Source organism: Lujinxingia vulgaris, assembly GCF_007997015.1.
GTDB lineage: Bacteria > Myxococcota_A > Bradymonadia > Bradymonadales > Bradymonadaceae > Lujinxingia > Lujinxingia vulgaris.
Genome location: NZ_VOSM01000002.1, coordinates 1 through 22,246 on the forward strand (window position 1 = coordinate 1; position 22,246 = coordinate 22,246).

The 22,246-nt window shown below is 65.2% G+C and carries 14 protein-coding genes and 1 rRNA gene; 10 read left to right on the top strand and 5 right to left on the bottom strand.

Going from position 1 to position 22,246, the window contains the following annotated elements:
• The 6 genes from rrf to FRC98_RS03715 all read left to right on the top strand — a co-directional run.
• Window positions 1-75 (top strand): 5S ribosomal RNA (rrf, locus tag FRC98_RS03690); the annotation flags it as partial.
• 242 nt (window positions 76-317) lie between these two features.
• Complete coding sequence (gene ilvA, locus FRC98_RS03695; protein WP_146980557.1) at window positions 318-1,532, top strand: threonine ammonia-lyase; 1,215 nt, start codon at window positions 318-320, stop codon at window positions 1,530-1,532.
• 84 nt (window positions 1,533-1,616) lie between these two features.
• Window positions 1,617-2,252, top strand: a complete 636-nt coding sequence (locus FRC98_RS03700; RefSeq protein WP_146979962.1) for a hypothetical protein — start codon at window positions 1,617-1,619, stop codon at window positions 2,250-2,252.
• Between the two features lie 25 nt (window positions 2,253-2,277).
• Window positions 2,278-3,063 (top strand): SDR family oxidoreductase, encoded by a 786-nt coding sequence (locus FRC98_RS03705; protein ID WP_146979963.1) that lies wholly within the window; start codon window positions 2,278-2,280, stop codon window positions 3,061-3,063.
• The gene (locus FRC98_RS03710) at window positions 3,060-3,998 is read left to right on the top strand and encodes a tetratricopeptide repeat protein (RefSeq protein WP_146979964.1); all 939 of its coding nucleotides are present in this window, start codon (window positions 3,060-3,062) and stop codon (window positions 3,996-3,998) included. Before FRC98_RS03705 ends, FRC98_RS03710 begins: the two co-directional genes overlap by 4 nt.
• Window positions 3,999-4,047: 49 nt before the next feature.
• Window positions 4,048-4,551: an FKBP-type peptidyl-prolyl cis-trans isomerase gene (locus tag FRC98_RS03715; RefSeq protein WP_146979965.1), complete on the top strand. Its 504-nt coding sequence runs from the start codon at window positions 4,048-4,050 to the stop codon at window positions 4,549-4,551.
• A 16-nt stretch (window positions 4,552-4,567) separates the two neighbouring features.
• Here the strand turns inward: FRC98_RS03715 and FRC98_RS03720 are convergent, their stop codons facing one another.
• Window positions 4,568-6,157: a hypothetical protein gene (locus tag FRC98_RS03720; protein WP_146979966.1), complete on the bottom strand. Its 1,590-nt coding sequence runs from the start codon at window positions 6,155-6,157 to the stop codon at window positions 4,568-4,570.
• 174 nt (window positions 6,158-6,331) lie between these two features.
• Window positions 6,332-7,975 (bottom strand): 3'-5' exonuclease, encoded by a 1,644-nt coding sequence (locus FRC98_RS03725; protein WP_146979967.1) that lies wholly within the window; start codon window positions 7,973-7,975, stop codon window positions 6,332-6,334.
• 94 nt (window positions 7,976-8,069) lie between these two features.
• Between FRC98_RS03725 and FRC98_RS03730 the strand changes: the two genes are divergently transcribed.
• Window positions 8,070-9,923, top strand: coding sequence for an Ig-like domain-containing protein (locus FRC98_RS03730; RefSeq protein ID WP_146979968.1), 1,854 nt, complete (start codon window positions 8,070-8,072; stop codon window positions 9,921-9,923).
• Between the two features lie 107 nt (window positions 9,924-10,030).
• On the opposite strand, the gene FRC98_RS03735 is transcribed toward FRC98_RS03730, so the two are convergent.
• Window positions 10,031-10,462 (bottom strand): sigma factor-like helix-turn-helix DNA-binding protein, encoded by a 432-nt coding sequence (locus FRC98_RS03735; RefSeq protein WP_146979969.1) that lies wholly within the window; start codon window positions 10,460-10,462, stop codon window positions 10,031-10,033.
• Window positions 10,463-10,856: 394 nt separating this feature from the next.
• On the opposite strand from FRC98_RS03735, the gene FRC98_RS03740 reads away from it, so the two are divergent.
• The 3 genes from FRC98_RS03740 to FRC98_RS03750 all read left to right on the top strand — a co-directional run bounded on the left by FRC98_RS03740 (window position 10,857) and on the right by FRC98_RS03750 (window position 19,935).
• Window positions 10,857-15,107 (top strand): translocation/assembly module TamB domain-containing protein, encoded by a 4,251-nt coding sequence (locus FRC98_RS03740; RefSeq protein ID WP_146979970.1) that lies wholly within the window; start codon window positions 10,857-10,859, stop codon window positions 15,105-15,107.
• 74 nt (window positions 15,108-15,181) lie between these two features.
• Complete coding sequence (locus FRC98_RS03745; RefSeq protein ID WP_146979971.1) at window positions 15,182-18,607, top strand: POTRA domain-containing protein; 3,426 nt, start codon at window positions 15,182-15,184, stop codon at window positions 18,605-18,607.
• Window positions 18,608-18,675: 68 nt separating this feature from the next.
• On the top strand, window positions 18,676-19,935 hold the full coding sequence (locus FRC98_RS03750; protein WP_146979972.1) for an Lnb N-terminal periplasmic domain-containing protein: 1,260 nt from the start codon (window positions 18,676-18,678) through the stop codon (window positions 19,933-19,935).
• A gap of 159 nt (window positions 19,936-20,094) precedes the next feature.
• On the opposite strand, the gene FRC98_RS03755 is transcribed toward FRC98_RS03750, so the two are convergent.
• Window positions 20,095-20,688 (bottom strand): CAP domain-containing protein, encoded by a 594-nt coding sequence (locus tag FRC98_RS03755; protein ID WP_146979973.1) that lies wholly within the window; start codon window positions 20,686-20,688, stop codon window positions 20,095-20,097.
• 200 nt (window positions 20,689-20,888) lie between these two features.
• Window positions 20,889-22,232 (bottom strand): GAF domain-containing sensor histidine kinase, encoded by a 1,344-nt coding sequence (locus FRC98_RS03760; protein ID WP_146979974.1) that lies wholly within the window; start codon window positions 22,230-22,232, stop codon window positions 20,889-20,891.
• Between the last annotated feature and the right edge of the window lie 14 nt (window positions 22,233-22,246).

Genomic DNA, 22,246 nt, shown 5'->3' on the forward strand with positions numbered 1-22,246 from the left:
AACTCGGAAGTTAAGCTCTCCAGCGCCGATGGTACTGCGACCGAGAGGTCGTGGGAGAGTAGGTCGCTGCCAACCCTTTATTTAAAAAGCCCGCCCCGTTCTGCGTAAGTAGAGCGGGGCGGTTTTTTTTTGTTTTTTGGTCAGGGGAGAGCGGTGGGGATTGGGGGGAGAGCGGGCTGATGCTTACGCGCCGCGTCATCGATCGTGGCTGGTCGGGGCAGATTGAGCTGAGTATGCTTCGGCCGGGAGTGGTCTGAGGCGGCGTATCTAAACAGCAGGAGCGTGCGATGGGTGATGAGACTACGGAAGGCGGTCGGCTGGTGAGTTTTTCGGAGGTTGAGGCTGCCCGGGCGCGGGTGCGCAGCTATATTCCTAACTCTCCGTGTGCGCACAGCGAGGCGTTCAGCGCGCAGTTCGGGTGTAAGCTCTACCTGAAGCTGGAGAATATGCTGCGTACCGGTAGTTTTAAGGAGCGAGGGGCCTGCAATAAGTTGCTGCAGCTCAGCGACGAGGAGAAGAAACGGGGGATCATTGCGGCTTCTGCGGGAAATCACGCTCAGGCCGTGGCCCTGTATGCGACGACTTTTGGCATCGACTCTAAGATTGTGATGCCGGAGGGGACGCCGCTGGTGAAGATCTCGCGTACGCGGGGATTTGGCGGGCAGGTGGTGCTTCACGGCACAAATTTTGATGCGGCGTATGCGCATGCGATGGAGCTTGCGGAGGCTGAAGGGCGCATCTTCATCCATCCTTTTGATGACCCTGCCATCATCGCCGGCCAGGGGACCGTGGGCCTGGAGTTGCTGGAGCAGAATCCGTATATCGACACGGTTGTGGTGCCGATCGGTGGCGGTGGGCTAGCCTCGGGGATAGCCATTGCCATCAAGGAGACCAATCCCAAGGTTCGGGTGATCGGTGTCGAGGCGGAAGTGCTGGCCGGCATGAAGGCCTCGATTGCGAAGAAGTCGGTTGTTGAGCTGCCGCCGGCGACCACGATCTGCGATGGGATCGCGGTACGACGGGTTGGTGATCTGGCGTTTTCGACGCTCTCCCACTACCTCGATGATGTGGTGACGGTGAGTGAGGAGGAGGTCGCCAGTGCCATTCTCGTGCTGTTGGAGCAGGAGAAGATGGTGGTGGAGGGTGCGGCCGCGGCAACGATTGCGGCGCTTACTGCCAGAAAGATTCCCAACGTGGAGGGGCGCCGGGTTTGTGCGATTATCAGTGGCGGGAACATCGATGTGAACGTGATCGCGCGCATCATCGAGCGGGGGCTTGCGGCGTCGGGGAGAATATATCGGCTGGATTTGCAGTTGGCCGATACGCCAGGGGCGCTGGCGCAGGTGCTCGGGCAGATCGCTCGACTGCGGGCGAATGTGCTGGAGATTCATCATAATCGCACCTTCGCCGACGGGGCCCCTTTAGGTATGACCAATGTGGAGCTAAAGTTAGAGACGCGTGGTGTCGAGCATATCGAAGAGCTGCGCGCTGAGATGAAGGCGACCGGTTACAGGATTCTCGACCACCTCTGAGGTCGGGGAGACCGGCGCGTAAGCAGGGCGCTCGAAGCGGAGCGCAGGGAGAAGGGTTTGAGAAGAGATGCAAAACGACAGGGTGTGTTGACGGTTGGGCTGATGATTGTGGCCGGTCTGGCTGCGTTTGCGGGGTGCAAAGGGGAGCCGGCCGCTGACCCGGGTGTGCAGGGGGTGGAGGCTCAGGCGCAGGGAGCGGAGCCGGACCAGGAGGAGCCGACCGGGGCGGCGACCTCTGGCGAGGTTGAGGAGCGAAAGCATTATTATTCGCCCTACTATTTGACGTTGACGGGGGGAGACTTTGTGTTCCGGACCGTGACGTTTCAGGATGTGGGGATGAAGCAGCCTGAGCCCGGGCCAATGGCGCCGGAGGTGTTGGAGACGATCGCGCATTCTCTGGCCGAGAAGTTCACCGAGCATGAGGGGTTGACCTTTAGCTCGCAGGTCTTTGTCGATCGGGCGTTGGAGGATCCGAACAACCACCTCTTCTGCGAGTCGGAGCACCTTTATGTGGCGCTCTGGCGCGGGTATTCGCCGGACCGCTGGGGATACTCTTTGTGGTCGGGCTGTGCGGAGGAGCATCAGTTTGCCTGGGAGGAAGTGCTCGACCCGGTGGGGGTGGATAAGGATGTGAAAGGGTCGGTGGAGTACCTGACCGAGAGCATTGCGGAGAGCGTGAGCAAGGCCTCGGAGGCGAAGTGTTTTCTGGCCAACTGCTGAAGGGTTGCAAGGTGGGGGGATCGCGATGAGTGTGTTTCGCGCGGGGCTATTTGCGGGAACGGTCGTCGTGATCACCGGCGGGGGGACGGGGATTGGTCGGGCGCTGGCCCTGGCCTTTGGTGAGCTGGGGGCGAGGGTGGTGATTGCCGCCCGGCGCGAGGGTCCGCTTCGGGAGGTGGTTGAGACGATCGAGGAAGGTGGGGGACGCGCGCGTTTCTACACGCTGGATGTTCGCGATGAAGCTCGGGTAGAGGCGGTCATCGGGCAGATCTGGGAGGAGGTTGGCCCGGTGGATGTGCTGGTGAACAACGCCGGGGGCAATTTTGTAAGCCCTGCGGCGGCGATGAGCGTGGGTGGGTTTAAGACGGTGCTGGACATCAATCTGGTGGGGAGCTTTCTGATGAGTCAGGCGGTGGGGCGGCGCTGGCTTGAGGCAGGACGCGGAGGGAGCATCATCAACATGAGCGCGACCAACGCTGAGTCGGGCTCACCGCTGATGGTCCACTCCGGGGCGAGTAAGGCGGGGATCAACAGTTTGACGCAGACGCTGGCGGTGGAGTGGGGCGGGGCCGGTGTGCGTGTGAACGCGGTGCTTCCCGGACCGGTGCGTACTGAAGGAAGCGATGAGCGGCTGTGGACGGATGAGAAGGTCGTAAAACGTCTGGAGGATGGGATTCCGCTTGGGCGCTTTGCGCAGCCGGAGGATGTGGTGGGCGTGGTGATGTTTCTGGCGTCGGAGGCCGGAGCGTTTTTGACGGGGTCTTTGATTGCGGTCGATGGTGGGGAGCGTCTGCGGAGGTTGATCTTTTGAGTGAGGGCGAGAGGGTGTGGACGCGTTTGTATCCGGCAATGGTCTCGGTGTTGGGCGGAGTGGGATTGGGGCTGGCTCTGACGTATCTGGTCGGGGCGTGGCTTTCGGCGCAGCCCGGCTGGGAGTTGTGGGCAGACTTCTTTCGACCGAAGGCGATGGGCCTGATGCTGGTGCCCTACGTCTTTCTGCTCGCTCATCTCTTGCTGCGGGTGCACGTGGGGCATTTTTTGCTGTCGCGCGGGGAGATTGAGGCGGCTGAGCGTTATGCGAGCCGGCGTGCGCGCCCCTCGGTGTTGCGGAGTCGGCGGGAGGCTGCGAATCAGCGGGGAGTGTGGGCGCGGGCGCTGGTGCGGCAGGGGCGATACGATGAGGCCCGTCAGGTGCTCACGGAGGGGGTGAGGTTTGCGCCGGGCTATTATGAGGCGGAGCTTCGCCGCTGGATGATCGAGGTGGCGTTGCGGGAGGATGATCGGGAGGCGGTGCTCGAGCAGTTCGGGCTTCTGGGCGATGATCTGGGCAAGGGACATCGTCAGGCGGCGCTTCGCGCGTGTCGGGCGGAGCTGGCGCTGCGCCAGGGGGATATGAAGGGCTATGAAGAGGAGATGACCCGCTCGTTGTGGGCCGATCCCGGGCATCCGCGGGCGGGGGTTACGCGGACGCTGGCGATGGTGGAGTTCGCGGGAAAGGCGGCCGAGCGCAGCGATGCGCTGGCGATGCTTGCGCTTGTCGAGGGGCGAGTTGGCGACGAGATTCCAGCGCGTAGGAGTGAGTTGGCCGCGTTGCGCGCCTGGTTGCTGGCGGCGGAGGGGCGCGAGGAGGAGGCGCACGACGCGCTGGAGGAGTCGTTGTCTGGTCCGCAGGACGGCTGGTCGAGGCAGGTGATTGAGAGCGTACGCGCGGAGATCGCGGCGCCTGAGGTCGTGACGCCTGAGTAAGCGCAGCAGACCGCTGAGGACGGGGCAGCCGTAGCGGTCGAGGTGCGAGATGCGGGTACGCAGGGACTGTCGGGTGGGCCTGGCCTATAAGGTATGCGATGGGCGCGGTGAGCTGATCGAGGAGGTCAGTCGCTTTCAGCCCCGCTATTACATTCACGGCTACGAGCAGATTTTACCGGCGCTGGAGCGTTCGCTGAGCGGACTTCATTGTGGGGAGCGCTTCTGCGTGACGTTGAGTCCGGCGCAGGCGTTTGGGCCATACGATGAGCGTCTGTGCCAGCGGGTGGCGCGGTGGCGTTTTCCGGCGGACGTGATGCTTGTGGAGGGGGCACGCCTGGAGCTCGGGATCGACGATCACGGGCTGGGGATTGCGGCGGGAGCGGTGATGTTCTGCATCAAAGAGGTAGGGGCGGAGGAGGTTGTGGTCGACGGCAATCACCCGCTTGCCGGCAAGGACCTCATCTTTGATGGGGAGATTGTGGAGGTGCGGCGGGCGACCTTCCGTGAGTTGGAGGCGATGGGGCCACCGCCGGGGGCGCGTCTGCGTCTTTAGGAGCGCTGTCTGCTGTTTATGGCGCGATCGTCCATTGCAGGGGGGGCGGGCTGCTGAGCCCCGGGGTCTGCGCTGAGACGGGGCCTTCGGGGGTGAGGAGGAGGTCGGCGGTGTCGCTGAGGGATTGCTCAGAGAGCCAGATCGCCGGTGGGGTGGGGAGGTGTTGTGCGGCGGCGCGGTGGGCCAGGGCGGTGATGGCCAGTTGGGCGCGATCGGGACGAAACTCAAAGGCGACGAGCGCGCGGGAGAGGTCTTCGTGGAGGGTCCAGTGGCCCCTACGCTCGGGTACGAGGAGGGTGTTCTGGAAGCTCTCGACCAGGGGATTGCGAGAGGCGATCAGGGGAAGGAGGGAGATGGTGAGGCGTCCGGGGCGCAGGCCGCCCGCGGCACCCTGTGGGGGGAGGAGGTGTTGGAGAAGTGCGTCCCGGGTGGGGGCGACGGGGCTGACCTGCGGGGTCTGGGGCAGCCACTGGCCCAGGCTGTAGCGGGGCGCGTTGGCGTCGGGGCGGCCGATGATGAAGGGGTGCGCGTTGAGCGTGTCGCATTCCAGGGGGGCGTCGGAGCGCAGGGTGAGGTTGGGAGGTGACGTTCCGGGGGTGTCGGTGGCCAGGATGAGTTCGTAGGGGGTCTGCTCAAGGTCCTCTCGGAGCGCGGCGATCGCGGGTGTCTCCCACCAGTTTGAGGGGATGATAAAGCTCGCGCCGAGGTTTTGCTGGAGAAGGCCGCCGTTGCCGTAGCGAGGATCGTCGGGGTTGGAGTGGCCGAAGATCAGGGCGCGGATGCGCCTGGCGAGCTCATCGGCGTCGCGGGAGCGGCCCTCTTCCCAGGGATCGCCGCCCCGGTCGACGGGTTCGGCGAAGATGGCGATAAGCTGCGAGGTTGCGCCAGGAGGAGCCAGGGCCGCCCGGGGCAGGGGGGCTTCGCCATAGTGGAGTGTCAGACGAAGTGAGGTGGGGGCGCTGATGAGGCTCTCGCAATCGTGAGGCAGGGCGTTGAGGCGAAGTCGGGGCGGTGATGCTGATGTGTCGAGTGTGGCGCGGACGGGGCCATCGACGGTGATGCTCAGGGGGGCCTGCTCCCCCTGCAGGGTGAGGGCGGAAAGTGGCGCGTCGGCCAGGTCTTCGATGGCGTCGGTGCTGGCGAGGAGGTCGGCCGGGTAGGCCCGCAGGGGCAGGTCGGGAAGTTCGATGGACCAGTCGCCGCGGCTGAGGTCAGCCTGAAGGTCGAGGATGGCGAAGGGGGCGTTCTCCGCCATCCACCAGGTGGCCTGGTCGCCGTTATCGGCGCGGGCGGAGAGGGCCGTCCAGTCGCTAATGAGGAGCTGTTGGAACTCCCAGTGCTGCGGGGTGGGCGCGGGGGTGGGGGAAAAGGCGCTCCCACCGGGCAGGGTGAGCGTGGCGTCGCCGGCGAGCCGCCATTGCAGTTCGGGGGCGTCTTCGGCCCGGGGCCAGCGCGGAGCTTCTGCCAGGGGGGGAGCGGGAAGATCGATCGCGGGGTCGAGGGGAGGATCGACGTTTTGAGGCCAGAGCAGCAGGGCGGCCAGGGCCAAGAGGAGTAGCGCGGCCGCGGGAATCGCGATGCGGAGATATGGCGAGTAGTTGGCCATGGGCGGGCCTGTGAGGTCCGTCGATGTGAACGAGCATGGTGGGTTTGCGCAGGCTCATATGGGAGCGCTGCGCGAGGCCGCCGGGGTTTTAGGCGGGTTATGGGGTTGTATGCGCAGTGAGGCGTATGCGCCAGAAATTGGGGGTGTTGTCGACGACCGGGGAGAGGCGAGGGATCAGAAGAGGCTCCAGATCTCGCGCAGGGCGTCGCGCTCGTAGACGCGGGTCGGGGTGTGGAGTTGAAGGTGGGGGGCGCTGTCGAGGAGGCGTCGGATTTCGGTGGCGAGCACGCGCAGACGGTCGTGGGTGGGGCCGTCGAGCAGGGCCAGGCGTGTAAGCCAGGGGCGATCGGTGAGGGGAGAGACGGGGAGGTCGGCCGAGAGTGGGAGCGTTTCGCGGCGGGTGATGAGGGCCTCTCGGAGCTCGATGGTGCGCAGGATGTCGGGTTGGGCGGGGGGCGTCCAGATCAGGCGCGCGTCGGTGAGTTGACTGAGGATGCGGGCGCGGCGCAGCTGCCAGCTCAGCCGGCGCGCGCAGGATTGAAGGCGGCGGTAGATGGCGTCTTCGTCGAGGAGCGCGATGGGGTCGGCGTTGGTGTCTGCGTCGTCGTCGGTGTTGCTATCGGGGAGAGTGTCGTCTTTGTCTTCGGCGTCGGGCTCGGGGTCGGGAGGTGGCCAGAGTGAGGCGCCGGCGCGAAGCCAGGCTGTGAGCGGGCTGAAGGTGTGCGTGGTGAGGCGGTGATCGCGCGCGAAGCGCGCGCGGGCGCTTGAGGCGGCCTCGGTGGGCCAGGGCTCCTCCAGCGACCAGATGGCGCGGGCCTCGTGAAGAGCGCGAAGGGAGAAGAGCGGGCCGAAGCGGTGGTGTGAGTCGAGGTGCTCGGAGGGTTCGGCGTGGTGGTTTAAGAAGCGGGCGGGGCGCTCTCGGGGCAGAAGCGCCTGGTTGTAGGGCGGGGCGAGTGTTTTGATGGCGTCGACTTCAGCCAGGGCGGCCTCCAGCGCGGTGGCTTGAGGGTGGGTCTCGACCCGGGCGACCTGGGAGACGAGCTCCTGGCGAGCCTCACTGAGGCCGCGGCGGGTGCGGAAGTAGGAGTTGACCCGCGCGCGAAGATCGGTGGCTTTGCCGACGTAGAGGAGGTGGTTGCCGCGATCGTAGAAGTGGTAGACGCCGGGGCTGGAGGGGAGGCTCAGGCGATGCTCGCGCGCGATGGCGTAGCGCGACGCGTTCTCAGTGGCGGTTTGTGAGGCGGGGGACTCCAGCCAGCGCTCGAGCTCATCGAGGGTTTCGACGTCGTGTTCTTCCCAGAGCATCTCGACGAGATGGCGCCAGATAAAGGCGGTGGCCGCGACGTGTGCGGAGGCGCTGTGTTTGGAGTTTAAGCGGTGCCCGAAGAAGCCTGCGATGGCGGTCAGCCCGGCGCGGGGGATCTGCGGGAGGAGGCGTCGGGCGATGGCGTGGGTGCAGATCCAGCGCGCGTTGAGATCGGGGAGGGCATGCTGGAGGAAGCGGCGCTCGAAACGGGCATAATGGGCGATGATGAGGGGCCGCTCCCCCAGGCGTGATGCGATCTTCTCCCAGGCCTCATCTGGCGAGAGGGCGTCGGGCCGAGGCTCGTCGAGGCCATGCATCTTTCGGACGTGGCGCGTCAACGCGGCGTCTTCCGGCAGCGTGAAGGTCCAGCATAAGGGCTCCGCGTCGCCGGGGTGCTGCATGGCGAGCTCCAGGGGATGCGCCTTCGGCGGTGAGCCGCCGGTGGTCTGCACGTCGAGCAGGGTGGCGTCGAGTTCCTGGAGGAGCGGGGTGGGGCGTTGTTTTGAGGTCATCGGTGCTATGTTAACCTTCGCAACGTGATGATGTCAGCGCGTCCTCCCCGGTGGTGGCGAGGGCTGGCGGGCTTGTTCTGGACGTGAGGGTGTGATGGTGCGGCGAACTTCGTGGCTGGCGCGGTGGTGGTTTCTGGGGGGGATAGTGGGGCTACTGCTATGCGGTGGATGTATCGAAGATCCGGACCTATTCCAGCCCCGGGTGTTTGCCGATGCCGGAGATGTTGCTCCAGATGGGGATGATGGTGGGGTATGTGCGGCACAGCCCTTTGACTGCGAGGCGCAGGGCGGGTGCGGGCTCTTTGAGGATGGGTGCGGAGAGCAGGTCGACTGCGGATTTTGCCCGGGTGAGGAGCGGCTGACGCTGCGACCGGCGGAGGTGGTGCTGGAGCTCGGCGAGAGGGCCACGCTCGAGGCGGTCTGGCTCGGGGTGGACGGGGAGCGCGCGGTGGAGGAGGCGTTGCAGTGGACGAGCTCCTCAGACGCGGTGGCGGTTGATGCCGGCGGGGAGGTCGAGGCGCTGGCGCGTGGAGAGGCGGAGATCGTCGCTGAGCTTGACGATGGCAGTGCGCGGGCCGAGGCAAGCGTTTGGGTGGCGGCGCCGCTGGCGTCGATTGTGCTGGAGCTGGAGCCTGCCAGGGTGCATGTGGGGGAGGGGCGCGAGGTGAGCGTAAGCTACTTCGACGCGAGTGGTGCGCCGACGGCCCCCAGAGAGGTCGTCTTTTCTTCGAGCGATCCGTCAGTGATGGGGGTTGATGAGGCGGGGCGAGTGAGGGGTGTGGCCAGCGGCCAGGCGACGCTGCGCGCGCAGGTTGGCGAGGTTGAGGCCGAGCTTGCTGTGGAAGTCTACTTTGAGTGGCGGGATGTCGCCGCCGGTGGGGCGTTTAGCTGCGGGCTCTCGCAGGTGGGGCAGGCGTATTGCTGGGGGCTCAACACCCGCGGGCAGCTCGGTGATGGGACGCTGGATGGGCGGGCGGAGCCCCGGGCGGTTCAGGGCGAACTTCGTTTTGAGAGCCTGAGCGCGGGGCGGACCTTCGTGTGTGGTCGTAGCCCGGGTGGGGCCACGTATTGCTGGGGGGGCAACGGGGCCGGGCAGGCCGGGGTGGCCCGAACTCAGGAGACGGCGCGGGTGTTGGAGCCAACGCAGCTGATGCAACGTGCGGAGGGCGTGGAAGAGGCGGAGGCTCTGGCGATGCTTGATTCAGGGGCGGCGTACAGCTGCGGGGTGGTGGCAAACAGCGGGCGTGTCGTGTGCTGGGGCATCAATGATGAAGGGCAGATCGCACGAGCCCCGACCGGTGGAAGCGGTGACTTCTTCGATACGCCGACGCCGGTGGGCGATGCCTCGTTTATGGCGAGTGTGGTCGGGGCGGCGCAATCGATGGCGTGCGCTCAGAGCGAGGGCGGGGAGGTCGTCTGCTGGGGAAGTCAGGATGTGATGAATCTGGAGTTTCGGGAGAATGTAGGAAACATCATCACCGAGCCTGTGGCGCTGGAGAGCACCGTGAGCTTTGCGATGATGGAAGGGGGGACGCGCCATTTCTGCGGGTTGACTGCCGCCGGAGAGCTTTATTGCTGGGGGATCAACTCTAACGGGGAGCTCGCCAGTGGGGATGGCAACGATCAGAAGACGCCGAATCTGGCGGATACGGCCTCACGTTATGTGGAGCTTGCCGTGGGGGCGAGCCACGGCTGTGCGATCACCGACGATCGCGCGCGGCTGGAGTGCTGGGGGGCCAATGATCAGCGTCAGGTCAGCGAGGGTGGGGGTAAAGCGGAGTCTCCGCGTGCGGTGGAGCTGGGGGTGACGGGCTTTGATGCGGTGAGTGTCGGAGACAACCACAGCTGCGTGGTCACGCAGGCCGGAGATCTTCTGTGTTTCGGGCGGGGCGATGAGGGGCAGACCGGTCCGGGAGAGGGATGGCTGCGCACTCTGCCGCGTTTCTGAAACGGGCGATGCGTCGTGTGGGGTTGACGTGCATCACGGCATTCTAAACGAAAAAAAGCGCGCCCCGGCGGGGCGCGCTTTTTCGTGATGATGTTGGTTGCCGACGTTCAGTCGTCGTACTCGTCGCGCAACTTCTCCAGGCCGGTGGCCTCCACCTGGCGGATGCGTTCGCGCGTCAAGTTGAGCAACTCGCCGACCTCCTCGAGCGTGATGCCGCCGCGGTCGGCCACATCCAGCGCGCAGGTCTCGGAGAGCTCCCAGACTTCCAGGCCGGGGAAGTTCAGCTTGATCGAGCCCGTGTGCGGGTTGACGTCGAGGTAGAGGTGGTACTTGCAGGAGACGTAAGGGCAGGGGCGCTCGGCCATGCGGCACTGGTCGCGGTGGGCGGGGCGCTTGCTTTCAATGGAGTCGAAGACCTCGGCGATCTCCTGGCGTTCGGCCTCCGAGAGCTTCTTGAGGGCGATCGTCTTGCTACGACGAAGCCCTTTGCGGGCGCCGCGTTTGTTTGCGGTGCGCCGTCGCTTCTTGTTCTCAGCCATGCGCGTCGACTGCCTCAGGGGGTAGCGGGTGTGGGAAAAACTCCAGCCGAAGGTAAGCCGGGGCTCTCGGATGTGTCAACCGCGCTGGCGTCTGGCCACAGCGGGGCTTTCGAGCGGAGGTTGGGCGGGTGTGGGGCGTGCCGGGCCGGCGAGGGTTGCGGGGGCGCGGCGGGCTATGCGATGGCGATGAATGAAATCGCGGCGCGGCGACGTCTGAGGGAGAGCGCCCCGGGGCGGTCGGGCCCTGGCGAGGGCGGCGGCCGGACGGGCTTTGCTCGGAGCGCGGGCGCAATGGTGTTAGAGTGGCGCGCGTTCGGCACGGGCGGCTCTGGAGAGCGGTCCGGCGTGCGCCGCAAAGAGGGGCCGCTTTAAGCGACCTGGCAGTTGAGCGACGATGGCACTTCTCGATGACATTCAGTTTCGGGTCTACCGAAGTTACGTGAAGATCCCGCTGGTCTTCTTTCTGCCGGCGCTCATGCTGATGAGCCTGTGGGCGCTGGTGTATTTCGGGGCGAACCATCCGGCCAGTTGGAGGCTTGTCGAGGGGCAGCTGCATCGCGTGCTCGGGGGCTACATTGAGTTTGAGTACGCCGACCTGGGGCCGAGTCTGACCCGGGTGCGGGGCTACGAGGCGCGGATGCTCACGCCGGAGCGCGAGGCGGTGATTGAGGCTCCGGAGCTTCGTGCGGATCTCAGCGCGTTGATGCTCATCGGGGGGCGGCTGGAGTTTGATGAGGCCTATGTGCGGGAGCCGCGCGTCGGGCTGTATTTTAATGAAGATGGCGAGCTCAATATTCTGCGGGCGCTGGGGGTCGATAAACGTGAGGAAGACGAGGATAAGGGCGAGCCCGTCTCGGTGGGCTTCTCGCGGGTGCATCTTCAGGATGCGGACTTCGAGTTTGCGGAGACGCGCTTTGACTTCCGGGTGCCCGATATCGTGATCGACGGGGGCAGCGTGTACGTGGAGCCGGAGACGGTGCTCATCAACGTCGACGCGCTTGATATCGCCCGGGCGGATTTTCGCTTTAAGCCAGAACTCTTTCGCTTTGATGAGGAGCGTGGCGACTGGACCTTTGAGGTACGCGACTTTGCGCTGCGGGGCTGGCAGTGGGCCAACCAGGGCTTTGCAGTCGAGGAGGTCGTGGCCGACATTGAGGGGTTCGGGCTGCGCTTCGGGGGCACGATGTCTTTTCCGGATGAGGCGAAGGCCGGTGGCGGGGGGATGTTTTACGACGCCTGGGGGCAGCTTTCGGCGCCTTATCACAGCCCGCTTCTGCATTATTTTCTGCAGGATAACCTGCATTTTGACATCGAGCGCCTGGATCTGGAGGTGACCGGGAGTCTGGAGGAGATCCGGGGGCAGGGGAAGGTCAAGGCGGCGGTGCTCGAGGGCAACGGGCTCTTCTTTGAGGATGTGGAAGGGACGCTGGAGCTGAACAACCGTTTTGTGACGACCAGCGATCTGCGGGCGTCGTTTTATGAGGGGGAGCTTGAGGTTTACGAGGCGTTTTTCAACATCCTGAAGCAGCGTTTCGGGGCGTACGCGCGTATGGAGGATGTGGATCCGGCGCTGGTGGCGCTGGATCTCAATCAGGATCAGCCTTTTTTGCACGGGAAGATGAGCGGGGAGGCGATGCTCACAGGCGAGCTTCCGGTGGGCTCGGAGTTTGATCCGGAGCGGCCTTATGCGCTTCTGCACGCCGCGCACAGCCGCTTTTTGCAGGTGGAGGTGGCGAGCCAGGTGAGGTTGGTGCGGGACAACGACCTGCTCTTTCCCAACCAGGAACTTGTGATGGAGCGGGGCAGTGAGGTGTGGCTGGACTCCTGGCGGGTGGGGGTGCCCTATGCGCGGGTGCGCTCGGGAGAGGATCGCCTGCAGATGCGCGGCTACATTCAGGATATCGCGTCGATGCGGCTGGCGGACTATGCGCCTCCGCCGCGTTTCTGGGGGACGCTGGCCGATATGGCGCCCTATGCGGACTATTTCGGGATGGGCGGGCTGAGCGGGCCGGCGACTATCGATATGAGGATGGCCGGGTTTGTGGGGAGCCCCGAGCTTGAGCTTGAGCTGCGCATGGACGAGCCCGGCTGGAGGCTCGATGAGGCCAACACGCTGGTTGGCGACGGGCTGGCGCTCGATCTGCAGATCGACGATGGCGATGTGATCATCACTCGCGGGGAGTTCGACTCGAACTTTGGCAACCTGCGGGCTACCGGGCGGGTGGGGTGGATGGCCGGGCCGCCGGAGCCCGGTGCGCCGCAGCCCTGGCCGGTCTGGGAGCAGCGCGCGCGTCAGCCGGTGGATCTCGATGTGGAGGTGCGGGGGTTGGAGCTGGCGCTGATCAGCGCCGAGATTCACCCGGAGCTGATGGCCACCGGCAAGCTCGACGCGGAGGTGGAGCTTGGCGGGGCGTTGCAGGGCTTTGCCGGTGCGTTTGACGCGCGCTGGGAGGGAGGGTCGTTGCGCGGGCAGGTGCTTGAGCGCGCCCGCGCCCGGGGAGAGTTCAACCCGCGGGGTGTGGAGCTTGCGCGGAGCTGGGCGAACTTCGGGCCGGCCGGCAGGCTGAGTTTTGAGGGGCGCTACGATTATGATGGGGAGCTCGATGTGGAGCTTGAGGGGCAGTCGATGGAGCTCGGGCAGGTGCGCGAGCTTCAGGGCCTTCCGATGGCGCTCAGCGGTCAGGGGCGTTTTCATCTAACGGGGCGCGGCACCACCGAAGATCCGATCTTCTCGGGCGGGGCGGAGGTGCAAAACCTCGGGCTGGACGGGCGCGTGTACGGGGATGTGGCCGCGGCGATTCATACCATCGACGGGGTGGTGCACCTGGCCGGGGGGCTTCTTCCCTGGGTGTCGGTGTCGATGGAGCTGCCCCTCGACGGGGAGTCCCCTTATTACGCGCAGGTGGGCATGGAGGAGCTCAACTTGATGGCCTTTATGCCGGAGCTTCGCGACAACGCGATGCTCGATGAGGCGCAGGTCACCGGTGTGAGTGAGGTCTTTATCGAGCGGGACTTCTCGCGCTACCAGGCGCTCTTCTACCTGACGCAGCTTGAGGTGGAGAGTCGCGGGCGCACTATCACCAACCGCGGGCCGGTGGCGGTGGGGTATAACAACGGGGATCTGATTCAGTTTCAGCAGGCCACGCTGGGGAGCGGGGGGCGCTACTTCAACCTCACCGGCGGGGTGCTGCTCGATCCGCAGCTCCTCGATGTGCGGGTGGAGGGGGAGGTCGACCTGGGGCTTTTAGAGAGCGTGCGGGCGGGCTTTCCGGAGTATTTTCCCGACTTCTTTGTGGAGGCCACGGGCAGCGCGCAGATGGACATGCGCGTGAGCGGTCCACCAGAAAACGTACTCGCTGAGGGGGTTATCGACTTTGGGCCAAGCGACTGGGATGTGCGCTTTCTGCCTGAGCCGATTGCCCTGCAGGGCGGGCAGATGATCTTCAGCGACCAGGGCATTGAGATTCCCCGCGAGCGCCCCCTGGCCGGGGTGGTGATCGGCGGGCAGACGCGGGTGGCGGGCACCATCGGCTACCTCTCCAATCAGCCGCGCACCCTGGATTTGCAGATGTGGAGCCACAACATGAGCTACCGCATCCCGGAGATGGTGCAGCTGGCCTTTGATACCAACCTGCGCATGCAGGCGACCGACTGGCAGCGTTGGGAGACGTGGTTTGTGACCGGTGACTTGAACATCCTCGACGGGCTCTACACACAGCAGGTGCGCATTGTGGAGCAGCAGCTGGCCGGACGCGTGCTGGGGGCGTTTAACCGGCGGGCGCAGCGTTATGAGCAGAGCCTCTTTGAGTTGATTCCGGCGCTTAACGATGTGCGTTTTGATATGAACGTGCGCGCCCGCGATGGCTTCCGGCTGCAGAGCCTGGTGGAGCGGCTGGAACTCGACCTGGAGTTTCGTTTTGACTTGCGAGTGCGCGACACCCTGGTGGCGCCGCGCATCAGCGGTACGGTCGATGTGATCGACGGAGAGGTCGCGTTTCAGGGGGAGTCGTTTGAGGTGCGCTCGGGCACGGTGCGTTTTGATGATGATGTGGGTAACCCCTACCTCGACATCGTGGCCGGGGCTGATGTGCGCAACACCTGCCGGGAGTCGGACTTTCTCGATGAGCTCAGCTCGAATATGACGCTGAGCTCGAACCTCGACGCCACCGGTCAGGAGTATTATCACATCATCATGAACATCCGCGGGTATCTCGATAACCTGGATCTGCTCATGGAGAGCAACCCTTACGCCGATCAGCGCGATATTTTGAGTCTTCTGCTGACCGGGTGCACCGTCGATCAGCTCACCGCGTCGAGCGCCAGCCGCCCCACGCTGGAGATCGCGTTGGGACCCTTGCTCGGGCGGCTGGAGCGGGAGATTCAGGATGTGGTGAAGGTCGAGGAGTTCACGATCATGCCCGGGGTTGAGCGCACCCAGGTGCGCATCGGCGATACCCTGACGCGGCGGCTCTCCTGGCGTTTTCAGCTGGATACGGGGTTTGCCGATGCGACCGGCGGGCAGCAGTACCAGCTGGAGTATCGCTTAAGCGATCACTGGTCGACCGAGCTCAGTGAGCGAAGTCGCACCGAGACCAATCAGTTCTTGATCGACTTGAAGCTGCGCTACCGGCTGCCCCTGGATTGAGGGCGGGGAGTATGGCGAGGTTGTGGCGGGTGGCCGGGCGCAAGCCCTGCTGTCAGATGTAGGCCGGAGCGGGTGTGATTGAGGTTGGTGGACAGGCATGGCGAGGGGGCTGGCAGCGGGTCGCGCTGTGGATCCTTCTGTGGGGCATGTGCCTGTTGGCGCTGCCGCGAGCCTACGCCCAGACTAGCACCGAGGGTGATGGACAGGCGGAGGTGCCTGCCGTCGGCGAGGCGTCTGAACCTTTGCAGGCGCCGTCGGCCCAGTCGCCATCATCGGAGTCGCCAGGCAGTGGCCCGGGCGGGGTGGGGGTGCCGGTAAGTCCGCTCAATCCTCTGACCGAGATCTATGAGGAGCGGGAGGCCGAGCGGGCCGTCGATCAGGAGTTTGACGGGCTTCCGATCGGGCGTGTGGCGTTTCGCTGCGATCTGGAGCTGTGCCAGCGCCCGCTGGGGGTGGACCGGTTTCGGGAGCTGAGCGGTCTCTACGTGGGCCAGACCTACAGTCGTGACGCGATGGAGCGGGCGGAGCGCCGGCTGCTCAAGACGGGGTTCTTCTCGGCGATCACCGTGGAGCGACGTCGGGTGGGGGCGTCGGTCTTCGTCTCGCTGGAGGCCCGCGGCGCGGTGCTGATTCGTCGGGTGGGCTTTGAGGGGCTCAAACCTCCGCCCTTTGAGACGGAGCTTCGCAAGGTGCTGATGTACCGCCCGGGGCAGGTGTTTCTGGAGAGCCCGGAGCGGGCCCAGGCGCAGCTTGCCAGCCTGGCCGCGCTCTTTGAGCGCGAGGGCTACTACGACACCGAGGTGCGCATGGTGGTCAACCCGGTGGATGGGGAGCGCCACCTGGTGGATCTGGTCTTTCAAGTGGCCCGGGGGCAGGAGCGCTCCATCTGTGAGATCGGTCTGCGTGGGGTGCGCGGGATGACCGCCGCTCAGGCCCAGGATTTGCTCTTGAGCGATGTCTCGGTGCTCTCGCGGCGCGTGCCGCTTTTGCTGCCGACCTACACCACGGAGACGGTGCGTCAGGGGCGAGATGCCCTGATCGCCGAGTACCGCCGGCGCGGGTATTTTCGTGCCCGTGTGGTCGATCAGCAGGTCGAGGAGTACGGCGATGAGGGCTGCGTGCGCCTGCTCTTCGAGGTGGATGAGGGGCCTTACTGGGCGCTGAGCTTTGAGGGCAGCCGCCTCTTTGACGACGCCACGCTCACCGCGCAGCTACCCTTCTTTGAGTCGGGCTACGTCGATGCCGATGAGATTCGCGCCGCTGAGAGCGCCATCCGCCAGCTCTATGAGACCCGGGGCTACCCCTTCGCGCGTGTGGATGGTGAAGAAGTCGCCGAAGATCGCCTCAACCGCGCGCTGCGCTTTGAGATCGAGGAGGGGCCGCAGGTTCAGATCAACGAGGTCCGCATTCACGGGGCGCGGGCGTTCTCGGAGGCGGAGCTGCTCTCGGAGTTTGGCACCCAGGCCTTTGGCATCTTTGATACGGCCGGTTTTCTGCAGACCGACAGGCTTCTTGCCGACATGAGCGCGCTGGAGGAGCGGATGCGCGAGCAGGGCTACCTGCAGGCACTCGCACCGATCTTTATGCTGGAGGTGGATGACTCCGGTGCGGGGATGCGGGTGCGGGTGGAGGTGCGTCAGGGCCCGCAGACCCTCGTCGATCGGGTGGATATTGAGGGCATCCGGGCGCTGCCTGCGGGAACGCTCGAGGCGATGCTCTCCGTGAAACCCGACGATCCCTTTGTGCCGATGAACGTGCGTGCCGATCAGTCGAGGATCTCGCAGTATTACGGCTCGATCGGCTATCCGCTGGCGAAGGTCACCACGACCTGCCGGCTGCTTACTGGCGAGGTGGTTCCCTGTGAGGCTCCGCAACTTCCGCAGACATGTCGGGCGACGAGTTTTGCGGAGCTGGAGCGCGGCCGCTGCGAGTGGCGCGAGGGGGTGACTGCGGCGCTGGCGTGTGAGCGCGTCGAGCGCAGCCCGGTCTGCGAGTTCTCCGGCGGGGTGATGGCCGAAGCGGTGCGTGTGCAACATCGCATTGAGGAGGGGCCGCGGGTGCGCGTTGGCGAGGTGCTGCTCAAGGGGAACTTCCGCACGCGCTCCTCGGTGATCTACCGGGAGTTGCCCCTTGCCACAGGCGATCGTTTCGACGTGCAAAAACTCATCGAGGGCCAGGGCAATATGCGCCAGCTGGGCCTCTTCGACTCGGTCAGCATTGAGACCATCGGCCTGGAGAATGTCGAGGAGGGAGCCGAGGAGATCGAGGCTGCGCTGATCATCAGCGTGGAGGAGTCACGGGCGCGTTTTGTGGAGTTCAGCGTGGGGCTGGAGGGGCGAGATCTGCTCGGGGAGAGCCGCCGCCTGCTGCTGACTGGCGAGGCGCAGTTCACCGACAACAACCTCTTTGGCACGGGCCAACGTTTTCGGCCGCGGCTGATCTCGGCGGTCGATACCCTGGAGCTTGCGCAGCTGGCGCGCGCCGCCGGCGAAGGGGGGACCGGGGAGCGGGGGCTGGACTACCTCTTTGGCGCAGAGCTTATTTACAGCCATCCGCGTTTTTTAAAGAGCCAGACCGGCATCGATAAGCTCTTTTTGACGATCACACCTTTTTATCTGCTCGATCTTCTCGGGGTGACCAACGACCAGGTCTTGCGCGAGGAGTGGGGGCTTCGCCTGGAGCTGCGCAAGGAGCTTGAGGAGATCGCCGACCGCCTCTACCTGACCTTCGGCGTGGAGGCCAAGCAGGCCGCGACCTGGACGGCCAACGACCCGCGCATCGCTGGCGAGCGCATCTTCTCGCCACGGCGGGCCACGGCGAAGTTGTTGCCGGAGATCAACTTCGACCGCCGCGACAGCCCCCTCAATCCGCGCTCCGGCTACTATGTGGAGATCAAGCCCGAGCTCGTCAGTGGTGATGCGCTCAGCCAGGACGGTGAAGATCTGATCGGCGACAGCTACCTGCGCCTCTCGGCCGCCCTCAGCGCTTTTTTCAGCCTGGATGCGCGGGGCGACTACGTGCTTGGCCAGGGGCTGCGCTACGGTCAGATCGTGCCCTTCGCCGAGCGCCAGAGCCTGGTGCCCCCCGATGAGCGCTTCTATCTGGGCGGGGTGGGCACCGTGCGCGGCTTCCCCACCAACGTGCTCGGGCCGGTGGGGGCGCGCCAGCAGCCGCTGGGCGGCGAGCTGATGATGAGCTATACGGCCGAGCTGCGCTATCCGCTGATTAAGGAATGGAGCGTGTACGGGGCGACGTTCTTCGACGCCGGGCTGCTCGTCGACTGCTTCGATGAGGCCGGCCGACGAAGCTCCGCGCAGTGTTTTGCCAACGCCTTCCCCGATGAGGCGCCCCTCTCACGGGTGCGCACCACCGCGGGGCTGGGGCTTCGCTATTTGATCTTTGACCAGATTCCCCTCCTCTTCGACTACGGCGTGGTGCTCGACCGCCGCCCCGGCGAGAGCTTTGGGAGTCTGCACTTCAACCTCGGGTATTCGTTTTGAGCCGACAGAATCCATGGGGCCACCAAAGGTGGCACAGGGCGGTGTTGCCGCTGCTGGTCGTGCTGGTGATGGGAGTGACACTGCTCAGCGCGGTGCGCCCGGCCCAGGCCTACAACACGCCCTGGGGCAAAGGGTTAAGCCGCCCCGAAGATCTGGTGATCAGTCTGGCGACGTTTAGCCCGGGCGATCAGATCCCGCAGTGGTTTGGTCACACCGCACTTGTGGTCGAAGATCGCCGCTACAACACCGCTCGCCTCTACAACTACGGGATGTTCTCGTTTGGCGATGGGATGTTGATGAACTTCGCCATGGGGCGGCTGCTCTTCTGGGTGGCGCCGGCGCCGGTGGCGCCGACCTACCAGTTTTATATTGCCGAAGACCGTGACGTGCGTGTGATCGAGCTGAACCTGCCGCCTGAGGCTCGGGCGGAGGTGGCGGCGTTTCTGGCCGATAATGTGCGCCCGGAGAACCGCCAGTACCTCTACCATCACTACGACGATAACTGCGCCACGCGGGTGCGTGACATCATCGATAAGGCGGTGGGCGGGCAGTTTAAGGAGGCATTTTCGCATGATGATGCGCTGACGCTGCGCGGGCATACCCGGCGCCACTCCCAGCACCTTAAGCCGATGGACTGGCTCTTGATGTTCCTGATGAACAACGAGATCGACCGCCCCATCGCGGTGTGGGACGCGATGTTCTTGCCGGAAGTGCTGGAGGAGGCCGTGCTCGACTTTGAGTATGTCGATGCCGAGGGCAACACCCAACCTCTGGTGCTGCGCACCCATCAGGTGTTCAAGTCGAGTCGCGCGCCCACGCCCGAGGCCCCGGCGACGCACTGGCCCTTCTGGCTGGGCGTGGGCGTGCTTCTTGGCGCGCTCAGCGCGCTGCTGGGCTGGCGGGCACAGCGCCACCCCGAACGACGCGGACCCCGGGTGGCGTTTGGCCTCTACCTGGGCGCATTCGCCGGCCTCTTCGGTCTGGTGGGCACCGGGCTCTTTGTGATGGCGGCGATGACCGATCACACCGTGACCTACTGGAACCTCAACCTGCTCCTTGCCAACCCGCTCACCCTGCTCGGGGCTTTCGTCGCGCTGCGGGTGGCTTTTGGCAGTGAGGGGAGCCGGCGCGGGCTTCGCCTTATCTGGCGCGCGCTCGCTTCGCTCGCGATCCTCGGGTTGCTCGTACAGCTGGTGGGGCTTATCTGGCCGGCCATCTTCCAGAACATGCTCCTTCCCCTGGCCCTGCTGCTCCCCTGGGTGCTCGGCTCGGCGGCCGGCGTGGAGCTGGCCTGCAAACCCACCGAAAGGACGCAGAGCGAGGCATAACGCGTCGCGGTCTCATCGCGAGACGTTGATATGCGACGCGCTTGAGACGCGCGTGTGATGTCTGAATCTCAGGCAACGCCACGCGGGCCCGGAGGGCCAAAAGTCCAACGCCGGGATGACCTCAGCGCTCCACCCACCTGACGCGCTCCTGCCCCGGCCTCAATACCCGAAGACCTGCACCCAGTAGGTTGAAAAACGCGCGCCCGGCTCCGCATCAAAGAGCCCCACGCCGATAAAACGGGCGTCGGGGTTCATCAGCACCCGGCAATGATCGTCGGAATCAATCCAGCCCCGCACCAGCGCTTCGCCAAGGCGAAAGGTCGCCGCGATGTTCTCGCCAACGGGCTGCCCCTCAAAACCGGCGCGCTCGGCGCGCTCCACAAAATCACTGCCGTCGCTGCCGGTGTGGCTCAGCGCTCCCATCGCCGCCAGATCGTGAGCGTGGGCGGTGGCGGCCATCTCCAGAGCCTCATCGGCTTCGACCGGCCCGACCGCCTCCATCGGCCCGTGCACCCCGCAATCCTGCGCGCGGGCGCGGGCACGATTGGTCGCCTCCACCACCTGCGCGATGCGCGCATCGAGGGGAGGGCGATCCAGATCTTCGAACTCCCAGTTATCCGTGGGCTCGCTCAGAGGATCGACCCCCTCGGCCGGCGGCACACACCCCGCACCCACCATCAGCAGGAACAAAATGATAAGAAATGTAACACCCGGGAGGCGCGCAAAGTCTTTCGAAGTACGTCTCGAAGTCATGATGGCGGGCTCAAACTGGCGATGGAAAAGGGTGTAGAATGGCGAGTGAGGCGTCTAGCCCCGGTCCAGCATTCACGGCGCGCTGAATGGGTCGCCGGGCACCCATTGTAGTGACCAACGATCCATCAACCCAGCCCCATTCCCCAAAATGATAAGAATTGTAATGCCCGGGCACCGCCCACAGACGCTCAACATCGAGATTACGCGCCCTGGTTGGCGGGGGAGTGAAGCGGCAGTTCGAGGATGAAGGTCGAGCCCTGGCCCAGCTCGCTCTCCACGCGGATCTGGCCACCGAGGCTCTCGGTATAAGAGCGAACGATCCACAACCCCAGCCCCATTCCTTTGGTCTGTCGACTGGAGATCACACGTTCAAATCGCTCAAAGATCCGCTCCCGATCTCTCGGCGCGATGCCCTCGCCGCGATCCTCGACCTCGACGCGGGCGCCGTCGGCGTCGCAGAAGACGCGCACCTCAATGGGCTGGCCGCCGCCGTATTTGATGGCGTTGGAGACGAGGTTGGTCAGGATGTGGTCGAGGCGATCCAGATCCCAGATGCCGTGAACGCCGGGCGGGGCGCTGAGGGAAAGCTGGCAGCCCGCATCTTCGAGGGCCTGCTCAAAACGCGAGACGACGTCGCGGGCCACCACGCAGAGATCGCAGGGCCCGAGCTCCGGGGCCATTCCCCCGTCGATGATGCGCGAGACGTTCATCAGCTGGTCGATGAGGCGATCGAGGCGGTTGACCTGCCGGTCGACCGAGCCCAGGCGATCGACGACCATCTGCGGGGTAAAACTCTCGGGGTCGCGGGTGGCGAAGCGCCGCAGCATCTGGGCGTGCAACTTCAGCGTACTCAGCGGCGTGCGCAGCTCGTGGGCGGCGATGGCGATGAAGGTGTCGCGAGCTTTGACCGCCTCGTCGAGCTCGGCGTTGGTCTTTTTGAGGGTGTGGTAGAGGCGCGCCGTCTCTACTTTCATCGCGGCGTGGGAGGCGATCCACTCGATCAGCGCCAGATCGGTCTCATTGTACGCGGCGGTGGTGGTGTGGCGTCCCATCAGGAGCGCGCCGATGCAGTCACCCTCGGTGGTGATCATCGGCGCGGCGATCAGGCTGTGGATCTCGATGTCCAGATCCACACTGGAGCCGGCGGGAAGATGCGGCTCCAGCAGGCGCGGGTTCCAGCGGGGGCGAAAATAATACTCGCGGCGGGCGATGATGCGCTCAATAAGCCCGTCGCCGGCGCGACTCTCTCCCGAGGAGAACGCCCGGTGCAGCGCGGCCAGCGCCTCGGGGTTGGGGTGGAAGGCCGCCGCCGGAAAGACCCCGCGCGCCTCATCGACCAGGTAGACGATGCACAGATCGAAGACCACATCGGCGGTGGCTCGCGCCAGCCGGCGCAGCACAGTGCCGTAGTCGAGCTCGGTATTGGCCATCGCCCGATAGAAGCGGATCTGGGCGTCGGCCTCGGTGCGTTCGCTGAGCTCTTCGGATCGATCGTCGAGACCCTCGGAGCCTTGCTCCAGGGTCTGCGAGGGGTGGTCGGCCATACAGACTCCGCAAA